General features: G+C 39.3%; 6 protein-coding genes. 4 read left to right on the forward strand and 2 right to left on the reverse strand.

Annotation, left to right across the window (positions count from 1 at the left end):
• Positions 1 to 169: 169 nt before the first annotated feature.
• Both FN809_RS14830 and tgt read right to left on the reverse strand, forming a co-directional pair.
• Positions 170 to 1,261: an LptF/LptG family permease gene (locus tag FN809_RS14830; RefSeq protein ID WP_142534320.1), complete on the reverse strand. Its 1,092-nt coding sequence runs from the start codon at positions 1,259 to 1,261 to the stop codon at positions 170 to 172.
• Positions 1,262 to 1,395: 134 nt separating this feature from the next.
• A complete protein-coding gene (gene tgt, locus FN809_RS14835; RefSeq protein WP_142534321.1) occupies positions 1,396 to 2,526 on the reverse strand; it encodes a tRNA guanosine(34) transglycosylase Tgt in 1,131 nt (376 codons plus the stop codon).
• 239 nt (positions 2,527 to 2,765) lie between these two features.
• Here tgt and FN809_RS14840 point away from each other — a divergent pair, with 239 nt between their 5' ends.
• The 4 genes from FN809_RS14840 to rpmH all read left to right on the forward strand — a co-directional run bounded on the left by FN809_RS14840 (position 2,766) and on the right by rpmH (position 5,477).
• Positions 2,766 to 3,923: a glycosyltransferase gene (locus FN809_RS14840; RefSeq protein ID WP_185957575.1), complete on the forward strand. Its 1,158-nt coding sequence runs from the start codon at positions 2,766 to 2,768 to the stop codon at positions 3,921 to 3,923.
• Positions 3,914 to 4,525 (forward strand): RNA polymerase sigma factor, encoded by a 612-nt coding sequence (locus tag FN809_RS14845; RefSeq protein WP_142534323.1) that lies wholly within the window; start codon positions 3,914 to 3,916, stop codon positions 4,523 to 4,525. Before FN809_RS14840 ends, FN809_RS14845 begins: the two co-directional genes overlap by 10 nt.
• A 29-nt stretch (positions 4,526 to 4,554) precedes the next feature.
• Positions 4,555 to 5,178, forward strand: a complete 624-nt coding sequence (gene rsmG, locus FN809_RS14850; RefSeq protein WP_246095611.1) for a 16S rRNA (guanine(527)-N(7))-methyltransferase RsmG — start codon at positions 4,555 to 4,557, stop codon at positions 5,176 to 5,178.
• 140 nt (positions 5,179 to 5,318) lie between these two features.
• Positions 5,319 to 5,477: a 50S ribosomal protein L34 gene (rpmH, locus tag FN809_RS14855; protein ID WP_142534324.1), complete on the forward strand. Its 159-nt coding sequence runs from the start codon at positions 5,319 to 5,321 to the stop codon at positions 5,475 to 5,477.
• Positions 5,478 to 6,000: the final 523 nt, after the last annotated feature.

The raw sequence follows: 6,000 nt of genomic DNA on the forward strand, positions 1-6,000 counted from the left end.
AATTTTAATTAACCTAATGTAAATCAGTGTTTAAAAAATACTAACCTGTTCACAATTTCAAGGTGCATAATTACAAAAATTTTTTGTTACTCAGGCAAACGTAAAAATCAATTCATGGTAATCTTACGATATAGCTGCTATTATTTCAATTGTAGTTTAGGTTTTTAGGTTATTTTGGTGCTTTGATGTAAAGGTAAACACCTATAAGTGCAAATACAAGATTGGGCAGCCATACTGCAAATATAGGGTTCATATTTCCGTTTATTGCAAAGGTGGTAGATATGGTCATAAATAAAATGTAACCAAAGCTAAGTCCCAATCCAATGCCAATATGTAAACCTATTCCACCCCTAACTTTGCGCGATGCCAGAGAAACGCCTATCAAGGTAAGAATAAAAGCTGAAAAAGGATTGGCCCAGCGCTTATAATATTCAATTATATATGGTTTTATCGAGCCTACTCCCTTTTTTGTTTGTGCTTCTATGTATTCGCTCAACTCGGTATTGGTCATGGTTTCGTACCATCGGTGTTCCGATTTAAAATCTGCCGGCGTCATATTAAAAGCCATTTCCAGGGAATCTCCCTCAGATATTTCAATATGCATTTTATCGATAAAATCGCGTTTTATATAATTAGTCAGAAGCCAGGTGCCTGCATCTTCCTGATAAATAATTTCCTGTGCCGAAAGTTTAGAGGTCATTTCTTTATCTTCAAATCGTTCGGCCGAAAAATACTTCCCTTTGTTACGATAGCTGTAAAATTGACCCATATAAACAAAGAGACCCGGCTCCAATTGTAAATGAATGTCATTCAGCCCTGTGTCCTTTTTATTTTTAACATATACCGATTCAAATTCGAGCCTGGTTTTGTTGGAAGGAGGTATAACGTACGCACCCAGGTAAAACGAAAAGGTAGCCACAATTAAGGCGCTAATAAAATAAGGAAACATCAATCGTTTAAAGCTTACCCCACCCGATAGGATAGCAATTATTTCGGTGTCGCCGGCCATTTTTGAGGTGAAAAATATGACCGCTATAAAAACAAAAAGAGGGGTGAACAGGTTGGCAAAATAAGGGATAAAATTAAAGTAGTAATCAAAAACAATAGCATTCAACGGGGCTTCTTTCTCCAAAAAGTTATCAATCTTTTCGGTGATATCAAAAACTACCGCTATACTTATGATAAGCAGTATGGCAAAAAAATAGGTGCCCAAAAATTTACGGATAATATATCTATCGAGTTTTTGTAGAACGCCTCTCATAAAAAGCAATGTAAGTTAATGGTTTACAAATGAACAAAAAAATACGGACATAAGGATGTGCGCTTCAGCTCATGTTGATTATTGTAATAAAAGCTTATAACGTACCCAAAAAACAAGCTAACTTGCATGCCTTGTTATAAACGTACCGACAGTTGTTTTACCATTTGGTTTTTCCATGGGATAAAATCGCCGGCTTGGATGTGGCTGCGAGCCTCCTTTACTAACCACAAATAAAAGGCCAGATTGTGCAAGCTTCCTATTTGTGCGGCCAGCAGCTCCTTGGATACAAAAAGATGACGGAGATAAGCTTTGGTATAATGGTGATCCACAAAAGAAGTCCCCTCCGGATCTACGGGCGAAAAATCGTCTTTCCATTTCTGGTTTTTCATGTTCATTATACCTCGCGATGTAAAAAGCATCCCATTCCGACCGTTGCGTGTGGGCATCACACAGTCAAACATATCTACTCCTAAGGCAATGGATTCTAAAATGTTAACCGGAGTTCCTACGCCCATTAAATACCGCGGTTTGTCTTTGGGTAAAATGCCGGTTACCACTTCTGTCATTTCGTACATCACTTCGGCGGGTTCGCCTACCGAAAGCCCCCCAATAGCGTTTCCCTCGCGGCCAAAAGAGGCGATGTACTCTGCCGATTGTGTTCGTAGATCCTTGAACCCTGCCCCTTGTACTATCGGAAAAAAAGTTTGACTGTACCCATATTTCGCCCGGGTGCTGTCAAATTGTGTAATACCACGTTGTAACCATCGGTGGGTTAATTCCATCGATTTTTTTGCATAATCGTGAGGCGCATCACCGGGGGCACATTCGTCAAAAGCCATCATAATATCAGCACCAATTATGCGTTGCGTATCCACAACGTTTTCTGGCGTAAACAAGTGCTTGCTACCGTCAATGTGCGATCTGAAAACAGCACCATCTTCTTTTATCTTACGGTTGGCGCTCAACGAAAACACCTGGTATCCTCCACTGTCGGTCAGTATAGGGCGATCCCACCCGTTAAATTTGTGTAAGCCGCCCGCTTTTTCAATGATATCTAATCCCGGGCGAAGATATAAATGGTAAGTGTTGCCTAATATTATTTGCGCCTCAATATCGTTTCTTAAATCATTAAAATGCACACCTTTTACACTGCCCACTGTACCAACAGGCATAAAAATAGGCGTTTCTATAACACCATGATCGGTAGTTATTTTACCGGTTCTCGCCCTGCTTTGAGGATCCGTTATCTGTAATTCAAATTCCATTTGCGCAAATTTTTGAGCCGCAAATATAAATATTCGTGCTGTACTTCGCCTCAATATTATCCTGAACTATTCTTAATTTGTTGATAATAGAAATAAAGATCAGAGCTTATGGCGTTTTTTACAGGGTAAAACTCTTGCCGGTAACAGGCAAGCGACAGCGCTAAACGTTAATTGTATTTTAAATAGCTCGGTTTTTTAGCACACTTGTTTGATTCTTAAAAAATGCAGATATTTGGCGCGTGAAAATATTATCCTTTATACCCCAGAATGGCCTTTGGTTGTATGCGTTGATAAGCTTATTGGTTCTGCTTCTGATACAATTATTTTATTATTTGTTTTTTTATACTCGCTTAGGCGGATACATCAAAAAAACAACAAATACCCCGGCTAAGGACTTTGCTTATCCACCCTTTTCTATTATTATTTGTGCACGAAACGAATCGCAAAATCTGCTCAGGAACCTTCCTGCAGTGTTGCAGCAAGATTATCCGGCATCCTTTGAGGTGGTTGTGGTAAACGATGCTTCAGTTGACGATTCGGCGGAGGTGCTTACACGGCTTAAAACGAAATACAACCATCTTTATTCTACCCATATTCCCTACGACGAAAAGTTCAGGCACGGGAAAAAGCTGGCCCTAACTATTGGCGTTCGAGCAGCCAAGCATGAGCATCTGTTATTTACGGATGCCGATTGTGAGCCGGCCGGCAAATACTGGCTGAAAACAATGGCACAGGGTTTTTCCGATGGTAAAGAGCTGGTGTTGGGTGTCGGCGCACACAAAAAAGAAAAAGGGTTTATTAATTTATGGCAACGCTATGATACTTTTCAAATAGCAGTGCAATACTTATCCTTTGCCCTACGTGGAGTGCCCTACATGGGTGTAGGTAGAAATATAGCGTATAAGAAATCGCTATTCCTAAAAAACGGAGGCTTCCGAAAGCACCAGCATATGCTCTCGGGCGATGACGACCTGTTTGTACGCGATACGGCTACCAGGCATAATGTGGCTATTGTATGCGATCCGCAAAGTTTTACTTTTTCTGAATCGGTAAAAAATTTTACGGAGTGGAAACATCAAAAAAGAAGACATTTAACCACATCGCCTTTTTATAAGTCGGGCATTAAGTTTTTATTAGGCCTAGAAGCCATAGCGCGACAATTATTTTGGGGCATCGCCTTATTCTCTGTATTTTTTTCTAATTTTGCCCTGATTTTTATTGGAGTGATAATAACTAAACTAGCCATACAATTTCTGACGCAACGGCGGTTGGCAAAGCATTTCGGACATGGAGATTTGCTTATAGGCGGTTTTTTATTAGATTTAACCTTACCCTTTGTAACAGGAATGTTGCTTTTGGGAATAAAAAGACAAGCAAAAAATATTAAATGGACATAAACCCTAATTTATCGGAGAAGGCGAAGCACGATTATACGCTCGTTCTGTTGGCTGTAGAAGGCGATCAAAAGGCATATGCCGAATTGATGGGAAGATACCGTGATGCCATTTACTTTATGTTGTTGAAAATGGTCAATAATAAAAGTGATGCCGAAGATCTGACTATCGAAGCTTTCGGAAAAGCCTTTAAAAACATTCATCAGTATTCCCCTAATTATGCTTTTAGCACATGGTTATTTAAGATAGCCTCCAACAATTGCATCGATTATTTGCGAAAAAAACGCAATAACATCGTTTCTATTGACGGAACACATATGAACGAGGAAAAAGAAAACGACCAGCCCATTCACCTCAAGGATGAGGCGCCGGATCCGGAAGAAGGCTTGATAAAACAGCAAAAAGCAGTTTTGATGCGTACTGTGGTTAAGAAATTAAAACCCAGATATCGTACACTTATTGAGCTGCGGTACTTTAATGAGTTTTCCTACGAAGAAATTGCCCAGGAGTTGGACTTGCCGCTGGGAACAGTTAAAGCACAATTGTTCCGTGCACGTGAACTCTTGTTTAATACCCTGAAAAATTCCGACGTAAAATTAGGTTAAGTGTTTAACGCGCTGCGAATCGATATGTAATGATAAATGTGATTCAAAAGTATTTTCCGGAGCTCACTGAAAAGCAGTTGGCATTGTTTGATCAAGTGGAAAAGTTATACCCTCAGTGGAACGAGAAAATCAATGTGGTGTCGCGTAAAGATATCGACGAATTAAATGTTCGTCATGTACTGCATAGTTTGGCTATCGCCCAATACGTAAAGTTTGTTCAAGGAACTACGGTTGTAGATGTTGGAACGGGGGGGGGCTTCCCCGGAATCCCCTTGGCTATATATTACCCACAGTGCCGGTTTCATCTTATTGATTCAATAGGCAAAAAAATTAAAGTGGTTCAAACCATAATCACCGAGTTAGGACTAAAAAATGTAACAGCAGAACAAGTTCGCTCCGAAAAACACACAAATAAATATGATTTTGTAGTTAGCAGGGCGGTTACCGCGTTTCCTAAGTTTGTTACTTTAACCCGGCATTTAGTTAGTAGTAAAAATAAAAATGCCGTACCAAATGGAATATTATATCTAAAAGGAGGTGATTTTGAAGAGGAAATAAAACCATTTAAAAATAAAACTTCGGTCGTTAAGCTGAGCGATTACTACAAGGAAGCGTTTTTCGACACAAAAAAATTGATTCATCTTACCCGCTAACAAGTGCTTAGCTATTGGGCAACTTCCAAATAAAACTATAAATAAAACGATTGTTTTTTTGGAAGAAGAAAATAAAGATGTATTTTTGCACACCAAAATTAAAAATAACGAACTGACGAAAGATATAAAAATATAGAATCATGAAAAGGACATTTCAACCTTCAAACAGAAAAAGAAGAAATAAGCACGGCTTCAGAGCACGCATGGCCAGCGCAAACGGACGCAAGGTATTAGCCGCACGAAGAGCCAAAGGACGCAAAAAACTTAGTGTTTCATGCGAGAAAAGACATAAATTATAAGCATTTTGCTTGATTAAATTTTTAAAAGGATTCCAATGGGATCCTTTTTTTGTTGGCATGCACTACCTGCAAACAATTGCTGCAGATGATATTTATTCGCTGGGCGTTCCCCTCCGTGCAATATTTCTTTTAAAATTGCGGTTTGTGCTGTCGGGTCGGGCTTTCCGCTATAATCTTTTTGCTCGTACCACACAAAAAGGATTTCCGCTGCAATCCCTAACGCAATGAGGTTCCGGTCTGCTAACCCTACCTTACGCTGTCGGGTGTATTCATATTTGCAAAAGTCAAAGCTCCAACCTCTAATCCCCTAAATTCTAACTTCTAACTTCCAACTTCTTACTTCCAACTTCTAACTTCCAACCTCTAATCCCTAATGTCTAATCCCTAATGTCTCGTCGCTCAATTCGGGTGGGTTAATATTTTTTTCTTAGGCTAACCATTTGGTCGTTTAGCTTTTAAGTGTTATCTTGCTTGTCTGCTTAAAAAAAACTTGCGATTAATATTTGGAGGTTAAAAAATAAAG

The organism is Saccharicrinis carchari (assembly GCF_900182605.1).
GTDB lineage: Bacteria > Bacteroidota > Bacteroidia > Bacteroidales > Marinilabiliaceae > Saccharicrinis > Saccharicrinis carchari.